The sequence below is a fragment of the Streptococcus gingivalis genome (assembly GCF_035544715.1).
GTDB lineage: Bacteria > Bacillota > Bacilli > Lactobacillales > Streptococcaceae > Streptococcus > Streptococcus gingivalis.
The window spans coordinates 234,279-253,831 of record NZ_JAYKTO010000002.1; the positions used below are offsets into that span (position 1 = coordinate 234,279).

Here is a 19,553-nt window from a genome sequence, read left to right on the forward strand (position 1 = left end):
TTCATATGTTTTATTCAATTGTAGACCTCGTAGAACAAGCAAGCACGCAATACCAAGGAAACGTCGCAGAGTTAATGATTGCGACTGAATTTGAACTAACTGGTCGTGAACGAGAAGAAGTCCTACGATTAATGACCCGTAATTTAGAAGTGATGATTGATTCTGTAAGGTTAGGGTTAAATGAAAACCACTCTCGTAGTGGGTTAACCGGTGGGGATGCCGCAAAATTAGATCGCTATATCAAATCAGGAAAAACGTTATCTGACTTGACCGTCCTAACCGCAGCGAAGAATGCTATTGCTGTCAACGAACACAATGCTAAGATGGGACTGGTCTGCGCAACACCCACTGCAGGATCTGCTGGCTGCCTTCCCGCAGTTCTCACTGCAGCAACTCAAAAATTAGGGTTAAACCGTCAGCAACAACTAGATTTTCTACTGACAGCTGGAGCTTTTGGTTTAGTCATCGCCAATAATGCTTCTATTTCAGGTGCAGAAGGTGGTTGTCAAGCAGAAGTTGGTTCTGCTTCAGCTATGAGTGCGGCTGCATTGACACTTGCTGCTGGAGGAACTCCTTATCAAGCGAGTCAAGCAGTCTGTTTTGTCATCAAAAACATGCTTGGGCTCATTTGTGATCCAGTAGCAGGACTCGTGGAAGTTCCATGTGTCAAACGAAACGCAATGGGAGCCAGCTATGCCTTCATTGCTGCTGACATGGCCTTAGCAGGTATTGAATCAAAAATACCTGTGGATGAAGTGATTGACGCCATGTACCAAGTTGGTTCTAGTCTTCCGACTGCCTTTAGAGAAACAGCTGAAGGAGGATTGGCAGCAACACCAACCGGACGTAGATTACAAAAAGAGATATTTGGAGAATAACATGCAAGCCTTATTTTTTGATTTAGATGGAACATTAGTTGACAGTTCCAAGGGAATTACAGAGAGCTTTCAACATACATTCGATACTTTGAAGGTTCCTCAACCCGATCTCAAAACCATCCGTAGTTTTATGGGACCACCTTTGATTTCTAGTTTTGAAGCTACCCTTCCTGAAACTTTGGTAGATCAAGCAGTGACGATCTATCGCCAGTATTATCATGAAAAAGGTCAATACAAATCAACTCTGTTTCCTCAGATAGTAGAAGCTTTGAAAGCATTACAAGACGAAAACATTCCTCTTTATGTAACTACTTCAAAACATGAACCGGTTGCTTTACAGATGTGTCAAGATTTAGGTATCGCTAAATACTTTAAAGGAATTTATGGATCAAATTCAGATCGTATCCACAAAGCCGATGTCATTCGATACGCCTTGTCAATCAATGACCTTCCAAAAGAGGAGACAGTGATTATTGGAGACACAAAATTTGACCTCATTGGAGGTCAAACAGTTGGCATAAAAACCATGGCAGTCACTTGGGGATTTGGAGATCTTGAAGAGCTACTTTTTTACTCACCAGATTTTATTTGTCACTCTCCACTTGACATTCTTGAGACATTAAAAAAATAGGTTTACAAATTGTAAACCTATTTTTTAATAACCCCAAGCTGATAAACCTTGTGAACTATATGCATTGTATGCAGCCTGGATTTGATCATCAACTGTTGCAGTTGAACCCCAACCTGGCATTGTTTGGAACAAACCACTGGCACCAGAAGCATTTGCTGCATTTACTTGACCATTTGATTCACGGGCAATAATTGCTTCCCAAGTAGAAGCAGGTACACCAGTCATTTCAGCCATACGAGCAGCTGCATAAGATCCTTGTTCTCCAGCAGTATTCCCATTTGATAGAACAATTCCACCATTTGTTGATTGTGCAGAAGTCACTGCAGCATTTGCTGCATAAGTTGTTTGTTTTTGAGCAGTTTGTGCTGCTGCAGGTGCACTTTCAGCAGGTTTTGCTTGCTCTTGTGGAGCAACTTTATCAATCATAGATTTTGAACGCTCACCTAACTCAATAATTTGTCCTGCATAGATCAAATCTTCATTAGTCAGATTGTTAGATGCAATAATATTTTCTACTGAAGTGTTATTTTCTAGTGCAATTTTTGATAGAGTATCTCCAGACTTCACTTCGTAAGTTTCAGCATTCACTGTAGCAATACCAGAAATGAAAAGTGATGCTGCTGAAAGTAGGGAAGTGACTGTCCATTGGAACTTTTTACTGTTCATGAATTCTATTCTCCTTTCGAACATAATTCTATCATACACACAAAATGTTACAGTTTATTGTAGAATATATTACAAATGTTACAAGAATATGTGAATTTAATGTAAAAAGCGCTTTGTATAGCGCTTTTTCCTTATTTTTGAACCAATTCAACTAGCTCTATCCATTTTTTAGATAAAAAACTATCAACATGAGGCACAGAATAACGAGCAATGCCAGGGTATCTTTTACTCCCCACTGCAGAGTCCGATAGCGTGTTCGTCCCTCACCGCCTTTGTACCCTCTCGCTTCCATCGCAATTGCTAATGCATCTGCGCGTTTAAAACTTGAGGCAAACAAAGGAATGAGGATTGGAATAAAGGAACGGATCCTTTTTAATAGATTTCCTTCACCAAAATCAACACCACGCGCCCTTTGCGCATTCATGATTCGATTCGTATCATCTACTAAGGTTGGAACAAAGCGCAAACTCATAGATAACATTAACCCAATCTCATGAGCCGGAACCTTAATAATTTTTAGTGGTGTAAGGAGCTTTTCAACAGCATCTGCTAAACTCAATGGTGTCGTCGTCACTGTTAAAATCGTCGAATAAAAAATGATTAAAATAAATCTACAAAATATGATGGCAGCTTGCATCAATCCTTGGTCGGTTAATTTAAAAAACCACCATTGATACAAAATAGTTCCTTGAGAGGTCGCAAATAATTGAAAAATAGTTGTAAAAGCAATGATAAAAATCATTGATTTTAAGCCTTTAATATAAAAACTAACCGAAATCCTCGTTAGATACATTAATACAAAAATAAAACCAAAGAGAAGAACATTTGTCTGGATATTATTTGCCCAAAACAGAAGAAAAATGAACAAAAACATTGAGAGCAACTTCCCACGAGGATCTAGTTGGTGGATAATGGAGTTTCCAGGAATATACCTTCCCAAAATCATATTATTCATGAAGTAACAGCTCCTTTAGTTCCTCAATTTTGATTGGTAGTCTGCCCAGAGAAAGCCCTCTTCGTTTCAATTGAAGAGCAAAATTCGTAATTTGTGGAACTCCTAATTGAAGTTTTTGTAAATAATCAACCTGTTGAAAGACTTCCCTTGGGGATCCTTTTAGGACAAGTTTTCCCGCTTCCAAAGCAAATACGGTATCTGCAAAATTGGCTACATCATCCATCATATGAGTTACCAGAACTAGGGTCATCCCATTTTTATGTAATGCCTCAAACAGCGCCATCAATTCCTTTCTCCCAGCAGGATCTAACCCTGCTGTCGGCTCGTCCAATACTAAAATCTCTGGTTCTATAGCTAAAATACCCGCGATCGCAACTCGCCTCATTTGTCCACCAGATAGTTCAAATGGACTTTTATCATAGATAGACTCTTCTAAACCAACGATCGCTAATTTTTCTTTAGCTATTTCCTCAGCTTTGTCCTTAGGTACCCCAAAATTCTGTGGTCCAAAGGCTACATCAGCTAGAACAGTTTCCGCAAATAGCTGACTTTCTGGAAATTGAAAAACCAAACCGACTTTTTTTCTCAGGCACTTCATTTCTTTTGGCTCAGAATTGTTATCTAAAACAAAATTTTCAAATTGAATCGTTCCTTTAGTCGGACGCAGTAAACCATTTAGTAATTGCAACAAAGTAGACTTGCCACTACCAGTATGCCCGATGATGGCTGTATAAGATCCATCTTTTATTTCCAAACTAATATCAGAAAGCGCCTGCCCTTCAAAAGGACTTCCCTCTTGATAAGTATAATAGACATTCTTTAAAGAAATTCCCATAGTTGGTCTAATAACTCACTTTCTGTTAGATAGTCCTGCTTTAGCGGAAAATGCGAGCTGAGAGATTCTTGGACCTGCTTACTAAAAGGCTTATCTAGTCCAATCTCATTCAGATCATTTCTTGAAAACAATTCCCGTGGCGTCATAGAAGACTCTAGTTTTCCTTTTTGAAACACGAGTGTTCGATCACTTAAGGCAATTTCGGATAAATCATGGGTAATGGAGATAATCGTTAATTGGAACTTTTTCTGAAGTTCTCTCATTACTGCCATTAGGTCCTCTCGGCCTTCCGGATCTAACATACTAGTTGCTTCATCAAGGATAATAATAGTTGGTCTCAAGGCGATAATACCTGCTATAGCCACTCGTTGCTTTTGACCACCTGACAAACGAGATGGTTCACGATCTTTAAACTTCAGCATACCAACTTGGTCAATAGCCTTTTCCACACGTTGAAGCATTTCTCCCCGTGGAATTCCTTGATTTTCTAAACCAAAGGCTACATCATCTTCTACTGTCGCACCAACAAATTGGTTGTCAGGATTCTGAAATACAATTCCAATTTTACTACGGATTTCCCATATAGTTTCACGAGTCAGTTTTTTTCCATCAATGTAAATCTCACCAGACTCAGCTTCCAAAAGACCATCAATCAAGCGTACAACTGTAGATTTCCCACTACCATTGTGTCCGACAATCGAAAGCCACTCTCCTTGTTTCACGTGAAACGAAACCGTGTCAATTTGATATTCTTCTACTGTTTTATCGTATCGAAAGGATACATTTTTTAGCTCAATAATCTGTTTCATTTATTTAAATGTGTCTTTAAAGAGATAACTACTTCCCTTAAAGTAGTCGTAACCAGAATAAATTGTGAAAATCAATGCAATATAAAGCAACACTTGCCCTGGAAGAGTCCAATGGCAAAGCAAAAAGATAATGGCAAACATTTGGCTAAAGGTTTTAATTTTTCCTGGCATAGCTGCAGCAAGAACTGTACCACCTGTCTCAACAAGTAGAAGACGCAAACCAGTAACAGCTAACTCACGACAAATGATAACGGCTGCAATCCAAGCAGGAACCATTTTTAATTCAATCATCATGATAAAGGCTGACATAACCAATAATTTATCCGCCATTGGATCTGCAAATTTACCAAAATTACTAACCACATTCCATTTTCGTGCTAGAAAGCCATCCAAATAATCTGTAATACTTGCAATTGCAAAAATAACTGCCGCTACAATATGTCCTAGATAAGAGTGACTTAAACTTAAAATAGCAATAAAAATAGGAATCATCACAACCCGAATTAATGTCAATGCATTAGGAATATTTTCTTTTTTCATACTTCCTCCAAAAAATAAACTATCTTTACATCTATTTTACAGATGCTGTAAACTCATAAAAATATACGATATAAATCACAAAACCAAGAATAGCAAAACTAACTAGCAGATAATACAGAATTGGTAACCAGCTTGTTTTCTGTCTTAATTTTCTTGAATGAAGCTCTTCGTCATCTACAAGTATTTCTTCATCAAATAACAATTCTTTTCCTTCGCGAAAAGCTGTCAATAGGATGGACTCATCTAATCCCAAAGCCCATGATAACTTTTTAAGATAGATCTGGGCATAAAAGGGACTCGGTAATAGATCAAACTCATCGTTTTCCAACGCTTCTATATATGGAATTTCGATGGCTGTCTTACTTGACACATCTTGTAAACTCAAGTGTAAATTTACTCTTGACAATCTTAACACTTGACCAATCGTTCTCTTCTTCATGTTTTCCCTTCTTAATACATTGTGTACTACTTTTGAAAAATCATATAGTCAACCATCTCAGCTTGGTCGACGAATTGACGACCTAATTTGATGATATCTTGTAAACTAATACCTTGTAAAATCTTTGGAAGATCATAAGAAGTGCTACCGTCTGAAAAATATTCAAACTGAGTGGCACTATACTCAAGCGAATTTAAACCTTGTAAGAAATCACCAAACATTTCGCTTTTAATCGTATCCAAATGTTCCTGATTGACATCTGGATCCTTTTCAAATTGTTTGATCGCTGACCTAAATTGATGAGATAAGGAGACCGGTTCTTGAGTATCCATTGTCAAAATAACGAAATGAAATAATTCCTCAACCTCGACTTCAAGTGTCAATGAGTTGTCAATCTTCCCGGCTTCATATAAACTTTGAAACCGTTGCGAGGTCCAACCAAACATCATCGAAAATAGTAATTTCAACATCAATTTATATCGAAATTTTTCCTCTTCCCTAATGATATCATTTCCTCGAATTCCAATTGCCAACTTAGGAGTAGCAACTTCCATTCTACAAGATTGATTCAATCTTACTTCATTTTTTTCTACAGGAAAACGTTCTAACTCCACAGATGGATGAAGAGGAACTCGATCATATTTCTTTACTACTTGCAATACTTCATCAACATCAAAGTTTCCGATCACTAATAAGTGCATTTGAGAGGGATGATAGAATAGGTCAAAGTTTTCACGGAGATTGTCTATTGTAATGTTAGAAATAGAATCCCTCGTCCCAGCAATATCGTCTGCTAAAGGTGTTCCAGGATATAAATTTTCTAACGCACCAAAAAATAATCGATAGTCTGGGCTATCTTGGTACATTCCAATTTCTTGTTGAATGATTTCTCTTTCCTTAGATACAGATTTTTCTGTAAAGGAAGCCTTTGAAACCATCTCCAATAACAATTGAATATTTTCAGTGACTTTTGAAGTTGTTGAGAAAAGATAACTTGTCTTTGTAAAGCTTGTAAAGGCATTGCTTTCCGATCCTAAATGAACGAATTTTTTTAAATAATCTTGACCATTTTCATCTTCAAATACTTTATGTTCTAGAAAATGAGCAATTCCTGCAGGATATTGTCGTTCATCCCCATTCACTAGAATTCGTGTATCCACTGAGCCAAACTTAGTTGTGATGATTCCATAGGTTTCATAATAATCTTCTTTGGGAATTAAATGAATAGTCAACCCATTTGACAAGCGTGTAAAGTAAACTTGCTCGCCAACTGATTCATAATATTTTTCTTTAATTTTCAATCTTTACACTACTTTCCTTCCATAAAATAAACAGACTGTAAATTAATTGTTTTTGCCACTTCAATAATTTCTTCTCTACTAACCTTATCGATGGACTCTAACCACTCTTCTAAAGAAAGGACTTTCGTTCCTAGGATCGTTTTCAGATATTCCCTTTCAATCAAGGTATTTTGCCGATCCTGTGCTAATAAGGTCGTATTCACCAACATTTCTTTTGTCAATTGAAGCTCTGACTCTGTAAACTTTCCCCGTTTTAAATCATTCAACTGTCTCATAATCAAGGTCATTACTTTCGTACGAGATTCCTTATCAATGCCTGCAAAAACTCTCATAAAGCCTGTAAAAATATCAAAATGGCTTGAGATAGTATAAGCAAGACCTTCTTTCTCTCGAATAATTTGAAAAAGTCTCGAATGCGAGAAAGCTCCCAGCATCCCATTTAATACAACTAGTGGGATATGGAGAGATTCTCCATACTGGGTAGAAAAATGGTAACCTAATTCTAAAATAGATTGTTGGTTTTGTTTTTGCTCTAACTTTTCTCTTACAACATTTGTAAAAGGTTGTTGATAGGTGACAGACAAATTGTTATCACGTGGCTTGAATTCAAACTGGTTCACTCGATCCACAATAGCGACCTCATTAAAGTCACCTATGAAAAAGAAGTCAATGTTATCTAATTGGAGCATCTGATGAAACTGTTCAAGAGAACTTTGAGCTGTCTCTTGTCTCGCTAAATCAACTTTCCCCAATCTTGACATCCCGATTGTTTCGTCTTCAAAAAATAGTTGATTCAATTGCCCATGTGCATAATAATAAGGCTCTTCAATTTCTGACTCCAAATCGGAAATCGTATTTTTCTTTTCAACGTCAAATGTATCACTGTCAAAGTGATCTTCTACTACCAAAGGTGAAAAGAAGATAGTTTCTATAATGTCCAAAACCTCATCAGTAAGAACATTTTTCTTACTCAAAAAGTCATCGCGCACAAAGGAAATATTCAAATCAACATAATGAACACGCCCCCTCTTAGAGACTGAGGTTGACAATTCTACCCCGTATAGACTCGCTAATTTTTCACGGAATAATTGTGAAGTTGGATATTTTTGATTTGCAGTTTCCATCATACAGGCTACTAAAACACGCGCAGCCACGATATTTTCATCTAATGGCGATGAAAAACGGACCTTAATTTTATTGGTTTTAAATTTTTTTGATTGAAGAAAGTGAAGATTCACGCCCTTTACTAATTCCATTTTCATCCTCGTTCTACTCAATAGTAACTTTCATTATAACACGAAATCACACTAAAATCCTAATTCAAACTGTGAAAAAGCTCCTCAAATCACTCAACATTCTCTACCCTAGAAAAACTAAAAATATGGTATAATAACACGCAAAGAGGTGAACTATGAATTACAAATTATTTGATGATTTTATTACATTACAAGCAATCTTAAAAGAACTCGGTATTATACAGAGTGGTGGTGCAATCAAAGCCTTTCTTCAAGAAAAAGAAGTCTTTGTTAATGGTGAATTAGAACAACGGAGAGGCCGTAAACTTCGTGTCAATGATCAAATTGACATTCCTGAACTGAGCATAACTATCACCATTCTTGAACCTTCTCAAGAAGAAATAGAAGAGCATCTTAAAGAGAAAGAAGAAAAGGAACGTGTTGCTAAACTTGTCAAGCAACTCAATCAACAACAAAAGAAACTACCGACAAAGACTAACAAAAAAGAAAAAGCAATTCGCTTTCCTGGTATCTCGTAATGTGGTTAAAACAGTTATCCATTCAACATTTTCGTAATTATCAAGAACTTGAAGTCGAGTTTCATCCTGGATTAAATATTTTCCTAGGTCAAAATGCTCAAGGAAAGACCAATATTCTCGAATCAATTTATTTTCTAGCTTTAACCAGAAGTCATCGAACACGAAATGATAGAGATCTCATCTATTTTGAATCCACCGATTTTAAAGTTTCTGGTCAATTACAAAGAGAAACTGGTCCCCTTCCATTAGAAATTTCCTTGACACCAAAAGGTCGGATAACTAAGGTAAATCATTTGAAACAAGCCAAATTATCGAACTATATTGGCCATATGAATGTTGTCCTTTTTGCACCCGAAGATTTGCAACTGATCAAAGGATCACCTGCAGGGCGTCGAAAGTTTATTGACATTGAATTAGGTCAGATGAAACCTCTCTATTTATCCGACTTATCTCAATACAACCATGTACTGAAACAAAGAAACAGTTATCTAAAAAATTCGGAAAAAATTGATGCTACATTTTTGGAGGTCTTAGATTTACAACTAGCTAATTTTGGAAGTCGCGTCATCCATCATCGGCTTGAGTTTATTAAAAAATTAGAAGCTAAAGCAGAAGAAAAACACACTCGACTTTCTGACAACAAAGAAGACCTATCGATTCAATATCAGTCAACTGTTTTTTCTGAAGAAGGAAATGATATAGAAGAGCAGTTTCTCTCTATGTTGGAAAAAAACCGTCAGAAGGATATTTTTAGGAAAACAACAAGTATTGGGCCTCACAGGGATGATTTGGCATTTTTTATCAATAATATGAATGCTACCTTTGGTAGTCAGGGCCAGCATCGAAGTGTTGTTCTCTCTCTAAAATTAGCAGAAATCGAATTGATGGAAGAAATCACAAGAGAAAAGCCTATTTTATTACTTGACGATGTCATGAGCGAACTTGACAATTATCGTCAACTTCAACTACTTGAAACCATCTCTAATAATATTCAAACATTTATTACAACGACCACTCTCGATCATTTAAAAGACCTGCCTGAAGAGTTGAAAATTTTCACTGTTCAAGCCGGTCATATCAAAACAGCATCTTGACAATACTGTCAAGATGCTGTTATTTTTGTTTACAAATGTGTAAATTTATTGTGCTGAGTAGTTAGGAGCCTCGTTTGTGATTTGCACATCATGAGGATGGCTTTCTTTCAATCCTGCACCACTCATTTCAACAAATTGTGCATGATCATGTAAATCTTGAATGGTTGCTGCACCAACATAACCCATACCTGAACGAATACCACCGATCATTTGGAATACCATATCTGCTACAGAACCTTTATAAGCAACACGTCCCTCAATTCCTTCAGGAACCAATTTATTGGCTTCATTGACAGATCCTTGGAAGTAACGGTCGCTAGAACCTTTCTTCATTGCTGCAATAGATCCCATACCACGGTATGTTTTAAATTTACGACCTTGGAAGATTTCTGTTTCACCTGGTGCTTCATCTGTACCTGCAAGCATTGAACCAAGCATTACCGCATTTCCACCAGCTGCGAGTGCTTTGACAATATCTCCTGAATACTTGATACCACCATCAGCAATGATCGTTTTTCCATATTCACGAGCTACAGCGGCTGCATCATAAATAGCAGTCACTTGAGGAACACCAACCCCTGCAACAACACGAGTTGTACAGATTGATCCTGGACCAATTCCGACCTTAACTACGTCTACTCCTGCATCAAATAATGCGCGCGCACCTTCAGCAGTTGCAATATTTCCTGCAATCAAGGTACGATCTGGGAAGTGAGCACGAATTTCCGCGATCTTACGAAGAACACCTGCAGAATGTCCATGAGCAGTATCGATGACAATAGCATCTGCACCAGCTTCAAAAAGAGCTTCTGCACGTTCAAAGGTGTCTGAAGTAACCCCTACGGCACCAGCCACAAGCAAACGACCAAATTCATCCTTAGCCGCATTTGGAAACTCAATAACTTTTTCAATATCTTTGATTGTAATCAAGCCAGAAAGACGACCATTTTCATCTACCAATGGTAATTTTTCAATGCGGTGTTCTTGTAGAATACGCTCAGCTGTTTCCAAATCAGTACCAACTGGTGCAGTCACCAAATTTTCACTTGTCATGTGATTTGAAATGGGTTGATTGTAATCAGAAATAAAGCGCAAGTCGCGATTCGTAAGAATACCAACTAATTTACGATTTTCAAGTGTTTCAACGACTGGAACACCACTGATTCGGTATCGTCCCATCAACTCATTTGCTTCTGAAATTGTATGAGACGGGGTCAAATAGAACGGATCAATGATAACCCCATTTTCAGAGCGTTTTACTTTGCGTACTTCATCTGCCTGTTGCTCAATTGACATGTTTTTATGGATAACACCAAGTCCACCAGCACGCGCCATAGCAATTGCCATTTGACTTTCAGTCACTGTATCCATAGCAGCAGTAATGATTGGGATATTCAAGCGTAAATTACTTGCTAATTGTGTACTTAAATCTGCATCATTAGGCAATACGTGACTTTCTGCTGGAATCAAAAGCACGTCATCAAATGTAAACCCTTTTTTTAAAAACTTTGTGTCCCAATTAGACATTAGCTGGATCCTCTTTTCTTTTTATTTGAGCAAGGCTCGAATTTTTATTGTTAATATCATACCATTCTATCGTAATTTGTCAATCATTTATTGGTAACTATCAACGAACGGTAAAAAATGTTCGCAATTAATGAAGTCGTTTTATTTTTTAAAATAGGTAATTCCCATCGCAGATTTGACTTCATCCAATGTTTGAGCCGCTACATTTCGAGCACGATCACTTCCTTTTTCAAGAATAGAGTAGACTTCACCCATATCCTTTGCAAACTCAAGGCGTCTTTCACGAATTGGTCTTAATTCACGATCTAAAATTTCTAAAAGATATCGTTTAGTCTTTACATCACCAAGTCCACCACGTTGATAATGTTCTTTCATTTCTGCAATTTCAGCTGCATCTTCTGGACGGCCAAATACATCCAGGTAATGAAATACCATATTGCCTTCGATTTTTCCTGGATCCTCTACTCTAATATGATCCGGATCAGTATACATACTCATCACTTTTTTCTTTAAAGTATCCGCATCATCAGCTAGGTAAATTCCATTATTTAATGATTTAGACATTTTAGCATTTCCATCTAAACCAGGTAAGCGCCCCGCTGCTTCATTTTCAGGATAAATTCCTTCCGGTTCCACCAAAGTATCTGTGTTGTATGCATGATTAAAGGAACGAACAATCTCACGAGTTTGCTCAATCATTGGCTTTTGGTCATTTCCTACTGGAACAAAATTTGCTTTAAATGCTGTAATATCGGCTGCTTGTGAAATAGGGTATACCAAAAATCCTGTTGGAATACTCTCGCCAAAACCTTTTTGAGAAATCTCAGTTTTTACAGTTGGGTTTCTTTCAAGTCGCGCCAAAGATACAAGATTCATGTAGTACATGGTCAATTCTGCCAGTTCAGGAATCTGACTTTGAATGAAAATCGTTACTTTTTCAGGATCTAGTCCAGCTGCCAGATAATCCAAAGCAACATTTCCAATAGATTCTACAATCGTTTTTGGATCTTTTGCATGATCCGTCAAAGCTTGCTGGTCTGCTAGAAAAACAAACATATTATACAAATCTTTATTTTGCAACAAGACGCGATTTTTTAAAGAACCAACATAGTGGCCAATATGGAGTTTTCCTGTCGGTCTATCTCCTGTCAGAATGATGGGTTTTGTCATACTCTTCTCCTTAATCGTTATCCCTATCATTATAGCACTTTCTAGTTGAAAATGTTAGTCTATCCTCTATGTTTGTAAGGAATTAACACTTTACTAAACTGTCAATTTCGTTTACACCATTGTAAAAACAAATTGACAGTAAAAAAGTTGAATTTTCCCCTATTTTCTAGTAAAATGAAGACATTATAGAAAGAGGAGAAAATCATTGCTTACAGTATCAGACGTCTCACTACGTTTTAGTGATCGAAAATTGTTTGACGATGTCAATATCAACTTTACAGAAGGAAATACATACGGTCTCATCGGTGCCAACGGTGCTGGAAAGTCAACCTTTTTAAAAATTTTAGCTGGAGATATTGAACCAACAACTGGTCATATTTCTCTTGGCCCTGATGAACGTTTGTCTGTTTTGCGTCAAAATCACTTTGACTACGAAGACGAGCGGGTCATCGATGTTGTCATTATGGGAAATGAAAAGCTCTACAACATTATGAAGGAAAAAGATGCTATCTACATGAAAGAAGATTTCTCTGATGAAGATGGTGTCCGTGCAGCTGAACTTGAAGGTGAATTTGCCGAACTTGGTGGATGGGAAGCAGAAAGTGAAGCATCTCAATTGCTTCAAAATCTAAATATTTCAGAAGACCTTCATTATCAAGCTATGAGCGAGTTAGCCAATGGGGATAAAGTGAAAGTTCTCTTAGCTAAAGCCCTTTTTGGTAAACCAGATGTCCTTCTTTTGGACGAGCCGACCAATGGATTGGATATTCAATCCATTACCTGGTTAGAAGATTTTCTGATTGATTTTGAAAATACGGTTATCGTTGTATCCCATGACCGCCACTTTTTGAACAAAGTCTGCACCCATATGGCGGATCTCGACTTTGGAAAAATTAAACTTTACGTCGGAAACTATGATTTCTGGAAAGAATCTTCTGAACTTGCAGCAAAATTACAAGCAGATAGAAACGCAAAAGCTGAAGAAAAAATTAAACAATTACAAGAGTTTGTCGCACGTTTCTCAGCCAACGCTTCAAAATCAAAACAAGCAACTTCGCGTAAAAAAATGCTTGACAAGATTGAACTTGAAGAAATTGTTCCATCTAGTCGGAAGTACCCATTTATCAACTTTAAGGCAGAACGAGAAATTGGTAACGATCTCTTGACAGTTGAAAATCTTTCTGTCAAGATTGATGGAGAAACTATCCTTGACAATATCAGCTTTATCTTACGTCCTGGTGACAAAACTGCCCTTATCGGACAGAACGATATTCAAACAACTGCTTTGATCCGTGCATTGATGGATGATATTGAATATGAAGGAACTGTCAAGTGGGGAGTTACAACTAGTCGATCATATCTACCAAAAGACAACAGTCGTGATTTTGCAGGTGGTGAAAGTATTCTTGATTGGCTTCGTCAATTTGCAAGTAAAGAAGAAGATGACAATACTTTCCTTCGTGGTTTCTTAGGACGTATGCTCTTTTCGGGTGACGAAGTTAACAAGTCTGTCAACGTCTTGTCAGGGGGAGAAAAAGTTCGTGTCATGTTGTCTAAATTGATGCTCCTCAAGTCAAATGTTCTTGTACTGGATGATCCAACCAATCACTTGGATTTGGAGTCTATTTCAAGTTTGAATGATGGATTGAAGAATTTTAAAGAATCGATTATCTTTGCCAGCCATGACCACGAATTCATTCAAACACTCGCCAACCATATTATCGTTCTTTCAAAAAATGGCGTGATCGATCGTATTGATGAAACCTATGATGAGTTTCTTGAAAATGAAGAAGTTCAAGCAAAAGTGAAAGAACTTTGGAGCCAATCATAAAAATAAAGAGCCCTGAAATCATTATTTCAGGCTCTTTCAGTAGAAATATATGAATAAAACAAAGCTAAAAACATCCCTTTTTATAGTATCTTCTTTCCTGATTCCAGCTATCATGATGTTCTTTATTTACCTCTCACAAGGAATCTACTGGAACAGTGATACATCCCCCTTATTAGGAGATGGTTATCATCAGTATGTCATTTTTGATACCACACTTCGAAATATTTTACACGGGACAGACAGCCTATTTTACAGTTTTCAAAGTGGATTAGGTATTAATTTCTATGCACTCAGTAGCTATTATCTAGGAAGTTTCTTTTCTCCTCTTGTCTACTTCTTTAATGCACAATCCATGCCGGATGCTGTTTACCTCATCACTCTTCTTAAATTTGGAGCTATTGGGTTAAGCACTTATATTAGTTTACATGGAATGTTTTCTAAAATTCCTAGATCCCTGGTTCTTACCCTTTCAACCTCATTTGCTCTTATGAGTTTTGCTATCAGCCAAATTGAAATCAAAACTTGGCTAGATGTTTTTATCCTAGCACCATTAATTCTTTATGGATTCAAAAAACTCATTTACAATGAGGGAGAGATTCTCTACTTTATCAGCTTAACCAGCTTGTTTATCCAAAATTATTATTTTGGGTTTATGATGTCTATTTTTCTTATTTTATGGTACTTGACACAACTGTCATGGGACATCAAAGGAATTGGAAAACGCTTCTTTCATTTTGTGATTGTATCTCTTTTATCAGTTATAACAAGCCTTGTGATGTTATATCCAACCTTCTTAGATTTACGCACTCATGGAGAAAGTTTTTCAAATGTTGACAGTATCTTTACAGAAAAAAGTTGGTATCTTGACGTATTTGCAAAAAATTTCATTGGAAGTTTTGACACTACTAAATATGGATCAATTCCAATGATCTACGTGGGATTATTTCCACTTCTTTTAGCGATTACCTTTTTCTTTGTAAAGTCGATCAAGTTTCACGTGAAACTTTCTTACTTTATACTCTTGACCATTCTTATTTTGAGTTTTCGTTTTCAATTATTAGATCTCCTTTGGCAAGGTATGCACGCGCCAAATATGTTTCTTCATCGATACTCTTGGATCTTTTCTTTGACGATTATTCTGATGGCAGGAGAAGTACTAAATCGAATAGAGGAGATCACTTGGATTCGTTTTAGTCTTGCTAATTTCCTCCTTATTCTAGGATTTGGAGCAACTGTCCTTTACAGCAGTCACTATAAATTTTTAGATGCTGTCAATTTTATTGTTACTTTTGAATTTTTAATTGCTTTCTATTTGGTCTGTTTAGGATTTATCCTAAAAAAGATACCGCCTAGACTTTTCTATCTTTCGATCCTTTTTTTCTCCATTTTTGAATTATCGGTAAATAGTTATTATCAAATGGAAGGAATTGCGAATGAATGGGTCTTTGCTTCTCGATCATCCTACGAACGCGACTTAAAAGCCATCCAATCCTTAGTAAGAGAGAAGACAGACTCAAATTATCGGACTGAGATTCTACATCCACAAACGGGCAATGATAGCATGAAGTATGGTTATAATGGAATTTCTCAATTTTCATCTGTACGAAATACGGATGCTAGCTCGACATTGGACAAACTAGGATTTAAATCTGAAGGAACTAACCTCAATCTTCGATACCAAAACAATTCTATTTTAATGGATAGTCTATTTGGTGTTCGCTATAATTTAAGCCAACAACCTGTTCAAAAATTTGGATTTAAAGAGATTGCAACCAAAAATGGAGTCTCACTTTCAGAAAACGAATATGCCTTACCAATCGCCTTTCTGTCAGCAAAACCTTATAAAAATACTTCCTTTACGAATTTGACACTGGATAATCAGACACGATTCATCCATCAAATCACGGATGAAAAATATAAATTTTATAAGAAATTAAATATTCTCTCGCCTACTTCACAAAATACTACATCTTCGTTGCAAACTGCAAAAATTGAAGAAGATAGTCATCTTTCCTACGCAAGTATTCAATATGAAGTAACGGTTCCTACCCATAGCCAACTATATGTCAATGTTCCAAATTTACAATTTTCAAACGATGATCGGAAAGATATTGAAATCAGCTACAATGGACAGACCCAACGCTATACCATTGATAATGCCTTTCCATTCTTTTCAATTGGCCATTTTGACACAGAAGAAACAGTTACTATTCGTATGAGTTTTCCAGAAAATTCGACAGTCTCCTTTGATACACCAGAATTTTTTGCTCTGGATCTTGACCAATACACACAAGCTATCGCTAGTATTCGTCAGCAAGAAGTTGCTATTTACAAAAAGAAAAACAAATTGGTAGCAGCCTATAACGCAAATAGAGACACTACCCTTATTTTTACACTCCCTTATGATAAAGGCTGGTCAGCTAAACAAAATGGAAAGCCTATCCAAATTCATCGCATCCAGAAAGGATTGATGGGAGTTCGTGTTTCAAAAGGATCCGGAACAGTCACCTTAACATTTGTTCCCCAAGGCTTCATTGAAGGACTCATTGCCTTTTTCATTGGAATCATTCTCTTCTTCCTCTACGAATGGAGACAAATAAAAAGACGAAAAAGTTAAGGAATCTAACCATCGTTCACTTATAAATAAAAGGCTAGGATAGTCATTATCCTAGCCTTTTTCAAAACAAAAAAAAAACACCCAAATGGGTGCTATACTAGCTCCGCCAGTAGGACTCGAACCTACGACATCATGATTAACAGTCATGCGCTACTACCAACTGAGCTATGGCGGAATGAGATATAGTCCGTACGGGATTCGAACCCGTGTTACCGCCGTGAAAAGGCGGTGTCTTAACCCCTTGACCAACGGACCATATATTCATTAACAGAACATATCCCATTATATCAAAATTTAACTAATTGTCAAGCACTAAATTCTAAATTTTGCTCTTCAATTAATTTTTTGGCACGTTTGATATTGCTTCTTGAGATTGGACAAGAATACCCTTCTTTCAACAGCAGCTGTTTCTTTTTCTTATCCATTCCAATGATCATACTTCTATTCACGATAAAAGATTGATGGGGACTGAAATATCTCTCCTCCACATCTTTCTCCAAGACATCTGATAAACTTCCCGCAATTTCTTTTTGAAAATTTTTCCCAACTAAGTTTAATTTATAAGCCGAACCAACAGTTTCAATATAAAGAATATCCTTAAATGGAATTTTTATCTTTTTATCCTTAAAGTCATACTCAAAATAATCTGTCAAATCATCATTTCCAATTTGAATAGTTGTTAGGTACTCAATACACTCCTTGATTTTTAATCTAAATAAATCTTCATTCAAATTTTTATCAATAAAATCTAAGGCAGATACTTTATAACGATAGGTAATCGAAGCGAATTCTGATTTTGTAGTAATAAAAACAATAATGGCATAAGGATTTGCTTCTCGTATTTTTTGAGCAATTTCCAGCCCACAATACTCATTGTCTTGGATATGAATATCTAGAAAATATAATTGGTGGATATCCGAATGTTGGATATAATTTTCAAATTCCGAAATTTTACCGGTAGAAATCACTTCAAGTTTAATTTCTAATTCCTTAGCAATTTCTGCAATATGTTTTTCTACCCGTATCTGTTGAGAGAGCTCATCTTCTAATAAAAAAATCTTCATTCTTGTTCGTATCCTCCAATCTTCAAAACTTGTAAAAAACGATTTTCTTGCAATTCTGTTTCTAAAAACATCGTTCCATAATTTGCTAAGATTTTTCTCACATTATTTAATCCTAGTCCTCTATTTTCTCCTTTTGTTGAATAGCCTTCTTCATATATTTTCTTGATATCAAAAGTGATTTCATTTGTTGTATTATGAATCACTAAGTAAACAATTTTTGAAATAGAAAAAATAGCAACATGAACTTTCTTTTCTTCCGCTTCTTTTGAAGCTTCCAAAGCATTTGTCACCAGAATTCCAACAATTCTTACGATATCTAATAAATCAACTGGTAGTTGCTCAATTGGTTCACTTGTTTCAAAGGTCATTTCTACCCCAGCATCTCTTGCATCCAACCAGCCTCGAATCAAAATACTTCGTAAAGCAGAATCTTTGATATTGACCAAGTTGAATCCTGATAATTCTTCTGTGTTTATCTCTTTATAACCTTTTTCCAATACTTCTCTATGGATTCTCTGTATTTCTGGAATATTTTCTTCCTTAATAGCTAATGACATAGAAATCACCAAATTTCCCAAATCGTGACGAAATCCCCTAACAATAGAATAGAGGCTTTGAATTTCAGCCATATACCGACTCATTTGTTGCTCAGAAAATTCTTTATACTCCAGTTCTAAATTTTTACGATACTGATCTCGCTCGATTTTCATATGAAATAAGCTGACTACAAAAGAGAAAAAACAAATCGTTGCCAACATACTCCCAAAATTTTTATATTGCGCTTGCTCACTAATCCATAAAGCAAAATTAATCACTACAAATATGGCGAAATAGACACAGATAAGTCTCTTTAAATATTTTTCAAATTCTTTCTCATAAAATGGAGTAAAATCAAATTCAAATAAGTCAATTAACTTCAAGATGATCACTAAAGAAACCAAACGAATGCACATATTGTAAACAATCGAGTGAGTTGCTACAAAAGCATCCCCCAACACTGAAGAGACAATTATCGTCAGAAAAGTTGCTGTTCCTTCAACCGCTAAATAAGTAAAAAAAGAATAAAAAATGGCGCACAAGCGATTCGTCCGATTGGCATAATGATAATAAGGATATAAATAAACCGGCCATAAGAGCATATTTAAATCAGAGAGTCGAATATTTGAAAATAAAGTCACATCTAAAAATACTAAGAGACTTTCAAAAAGAAGAACAAAGGTGCTCAGCAGAAAGATAAATGCAAATTGATGTTCCTGATAGATTTTTTCGTCCACTAATGCAAACGTCAGAACAATGATCCCTCCCAAGAGAAAAGACAAGACTAATGACTGAATCACACAAACTCTCCCACTTTATTTTCTATTTTATTATACTTTAGTATTATTATAATAAAAATAAAATTTTATATACAAAAAATTATAA

18 protein-coding genes and 2 tRNA genes are annotated in these 19,553 nt (G+C 36.2%); 6 read left to right on the top strand and 14 right to left on the bottom strand.

Annotated elements, in window-relative coordinates:
• Nucleotides 1–5 precede the first annotated feature (5 nt).
• Both sdaAA and SM122_RS07360 read left to right on the top strand, forming a co-directional pair.
• A complete protein-coding gene (sdaAA, locus tag SM122_RS07355; RefSeq protein WP_023919983.1) occupies nucleotides 6–878 on the top strand; it encodes an L-serine ammonia-lyase, iron-sulfur-dependent, subunit alpha in 873 nt (290 codons plus the stop codon).
• A gap of 1 nt (nucleotide 879) precedes the next feature.
• Nucleotides 880–1,509: an HAD hydrolase-like protein gene (locus SM122_RS07360; protein ID WP_023919984.1), complete on the top strand. Its 630-nt coding sequence runs from the start codon at nucleotides 880–882 to the stop codon at nucleotides 1,507–1,509.
• A gap of 24 nt (nucleotides 1,510–1,533) precedes the next feature.
• On the opposite strand, the gene SM122_RS07365 is transcribed toward SM122_RS07360, so the two are convergent.
• The 8 genes from SM122_RS07365 to yfmF form a co-directional block, all read right to left on the bottom strand.
• Nucleotides 1,534–2,175: a LysM peptidoglycan-binding domain-containing protein gene (locus SM122_RS07365; protein ID WP_023919985.1), complete on the bottom strand. Its 642-nt coding sequence runs from the start codon at nucleotides 2,173–2,175 to the stop codon at nucleotides 1,534–1,536.
• Between the two features lie 157 nt (nucleotides 2,176–2,332).
• Nucleotides 2,333–3,130 carry an energy-coupling factor transporter transmembrane component T family protein gene (locus tag SM122_RS07370; RefSeq protein ID WP_195327049.1) on the bottom strand — a complete coding sequence of 266 codons (798 nt, stop codon included), beginning with the start codon at nucleotides 3,128–3,130 and terminating at the stop codon, nucleotides 2,333–2,335.
• A complete protein-coding gene (locus SM122_RS07375; protein WP_227197677.1) occupies nucleotides 3,123–3,965 on the bottom strand; it encodes an energy-coupling factor transporter ATPase in 843 nt (280 codons plus the stop codon). Before SM122_RS07375 ends, SM122_RS07370 begins: the two co-directional genes overlap by 8 nt.
• Nucleotides 3,950–4,774 carry an energy-coupling factor ABC transporter ATP-binding protein gene (locus SM122_RS07380; protein WP_003018376.1) on the bottom strand — a complete coding sequence of 275 codons (825 nt, stop codon included), beginning with the start codon at nucleotides 4,772–4,774 and terminating at the stop codon, nucleotides 3,950–3,952. Before SM122_RS07380 ends, SM122_RS07375 begins: the two co-directional genes overlap by 16 nt.
• Nucleotides 4,775–5,314 carry a CDP-diacylglycerol--glycerol-3-phosphate 3-phosphatidyltransferase gene (pgsA, locus tag SM122_RS07385; RefSeq protein ID WP_003009208.1) on the bottom strand — a complete coding sequence of 180 codons (540 nt, stop codon included), beginning with the start codon at nucleotides 5,312–5,314 and terminating at the stop codon, nucleotides 4,775–4,777.
• 31 nt (nucleotides 5,315–5,345) lie between these two features.
• On the bottom strand, nucleotides 5,346–5,753 hold the full coding sequence (locus SM122_RS07390; RefSeq protein WP_195423607.1) for a helix-turn-helix domain-containing protein: 408 nt from the start codon (nucleotides 5,751–5,753) through the stop codon (nucleotides 5,346–5,348).
• Nucleotides 5,754–5,779: 26 nt separating this feature from the next.
• Complete coding sequence (yfmH, locus tag SM122_RS07395) at nucleotides 5,780–7,054, bottom strand: EF-P 5-aminopentanol modification-associated protein YfmH (RefSeq protein WP_272106822.1); 1,275 nt, start codon at nucleotides 7,052–7,054, stop codon at nucleotides 5,780–5,782.
• Nucleotides 7,055–7,062: 8 nt separating this feature from the next.
• Complete coding sequence (yfmF, locus tag SM122_RS07400; protein ID WP_195327053.1) at nucleotides 7,063–8,310, bottom strand: EF-P 5-aminopentanol modification-associated protein YfmF; 1,248 nt, start codon at nucleotides 8,308–8,310, stop codon at nucleotides 7,063–7,065.
• Nucleotides 8,311–8,465: 155 nt separating this feature from the next.
• On the opposite strand from yfmF, the gene yaaA reads away from it, so the two are divergent.
• A complete protein-coding gene (gene yaaA, locus SM122_RS07405) occupies nucleotides 8,466–8,828 on the top strand; it encodes a S4 domain-containing protein YaaA (RefSeq protein ID WP_049483330.1) in 363 nt (120 codons plus the stop codon).
• The gene (gene recF / locus SM122_RS07410; RefSeq protein ID WP_125826820.1) at nucleotides 8,828–9,922 is read left to right on the top strand and encodes a DNA replication/repair protein RecF; all 1,095 of its coding nucleotides are present in this window, start codon (nucleotides 8,828–8,830) and stop codon (nucleotides 9,920–9,922) included. The genes yaaA and recF overlap by 1 nt, the downstream gene beginning before the upstream one ends.
• A gap of 45 nt (nucleotides 9,923–9,967) precedes the next feature.
• Here the strand turns inward: recF and guaB are convergent, their stop codons facing one another.
• Together guaB and trpS are read right to left on the bottom strand one after the other, a co-directional pair.
• On the bottom strand, nucleotides 9,968–11,449 hold the full coding sequence (gene guaB / locus SM122_RS07415; RefSeq protein WP_155170354.1) for an IMP dehydrogenase: 1,482 nt from the start codon (nucleotides 11,447–11,449) through the stop codon (nucleotides 9,968–9,970).
• 141 nt (nucleotides 11,450–11,590) lie between these two features.
• A complete protein-coding gene (gene trpS, locus SM122_RS07420) occupies nucleotides 11,591–12,619 on the bottom strand; it encodes a tryptophan--tRNA ligase (protein WP_155170352.1) in 1,029 nt (342 codons plus the stop codon).
• 205 nt (nucleotides 12,620–12,824) lie between these two features.
• Here trpS and SM122_RS07425 point away from each other — a divergent pair, with 205 nt between their 5' ends.
• Complete coding sequence (locus SM122_RS07425; protein ID WP_003009224.1) at nucleotides 12,825–14,450, top strand: ATP-binding cassette domain-containing protein; 1,626 nt, start codon at nucleotides 12,825–12,827, stop codon at nucleotides 14,448–14,450.
• A gap of 49 nt (nucleotides 14,451–14,499) precedes the next feature.
• Nucleotides 14,500–17,067 carry a YfhO family protein gene (locus SM122_RS07430; RefSeq protein WP_155170350.1) on the top strand — a complete coding sequence of 856 codons (2,568 nt, stop codon included), beginning with the start codon at nucleotides 14,500–14,502 and terminating at the stop codon, nucleotides 17,065–17,067.
• A gap of 101 nt (nucleotides 17,068–17,168) precedes the next feature.
• On the opposite strand, the gene SM122_RS07435 is transcribed toward SM122_RS07430, so the two are convergent.
• The 4 genes from SM122_RS07435 to SM122_RS07450 form a co-directional block, all read right to left on the bottom strand.
• Nucleotides 17,169–17,242 (bottom strand) — tRNA-Asn (locus SM122_RS07435).
• Nucleotides 17,243–17,250: 8 nt separating this feature from the next.
• Nucleotides 17,251–17,322: transfer RNA gene (locus SM122_RS07440), tRNA-Glu, on the bottom strand.
• Nucleotides 17,323–17,372: 50 nt separating this feature from the next.
• On the bottom strand, nucleotides 17,373–18,131 hold the full coding sequence (locus SM122_RS07445; protein WP_003009229.1) for a response regulator transcription factor: 759 nt from the start codon (nucleotides 18,129–18,131) through the stop codon (nucleotides 17,373–17,375).
• Nucleotides 18,128–19,468, bottom strand: a complete 1,341-nt coding sequence (locus SM122_RS07450) for a sensor histidine kinase (protein WP_195327054.1) — start codon at nucleotides 19,466–19,468, stop codon at nucleotides 18,128–18,130. Before SM122_RS07450 ends, SM122_RS07445 begins: the two co-directional genes overlap by 4 nt.
• Between the last annotated feature and the right edge of the window lie 85 nt (nucleotides 19,469–19,553).